The organism is Mesorhizobium sp. M2E.F.Ca.ET.209.01.1.1, from assembly GCF_004010375.2.
Taxonomy (GTDB): domain Bacteria; phylum Pseudomonadota; class Alphaproteobacteria; order Rhizobiales; family Rhizobiaceae; genus Mesorhizobium.
Genome location: NZ_SADP02000146.1, coordinates 1 through 492, shown reverse-complemented (window position 1 = coordinate 492; position 492 = coordinate 1). Strand labels below are relative to the sequence as shown.

At 64.6% G+C, this 492-nt stretch carries 1 protein-coding gene; it reads left to right on the top strand.

Annotated elements, in window-relative coordinates; translation table 11 throughout:
* Positions 1-280: 280 nt before the first annotated feature.
* Positions 281-492: helix-turn-helix domain-containing protein (locus tag EN852_RS35010; protein WP_135879613.1), on the top strand; the 212-nt coding region annotated here is incomplete at its 3' end.

Sequence of the window (492 nt, the reverse complement as noted above, 5' to 3'; positions counted from 1 at the left end):
ATTTCCACCTCGTAGCCGCGCTCGGTGAAGGCGAACCAGGGATGGGTAAGCTCGCTCCACCAGAAGCCGACCGGCCACCCTGTCGTCGTCGAGATGGCCGGATTGGCGATGACGATCGCGACGCGCTTCGGCTCGCGCCGGTCGACTGGATTCGGGTCCCGCACACTCATGATCGCTCCTCCTTGGTGAAGTCTATGCCGGGCGCCGTCGCCCGTCGCCTAGCCACATGGCGGGGCGATTTCCGCTTTAGCCGCGCCTGCCGCTTGCCTAGGATCGGCGCATGACACAACGCGGTAGACTTTATGGCTGCCCGGTCGAGTTCGCGCTCGACGCTCTGGGCGGCAAGTGGAAGACGGTCATCCTGGCGCGCATCAAGCAAAAGCCGCTGCGCTATTCCGAGCTGCGCCGGCAGATCCCTTCGCTCTCCGACAAGATGCTGACGCAGCGCCTCGCCGCTCTCGTCGAGATCGGCTTCGTCACGCTCGAAAACTC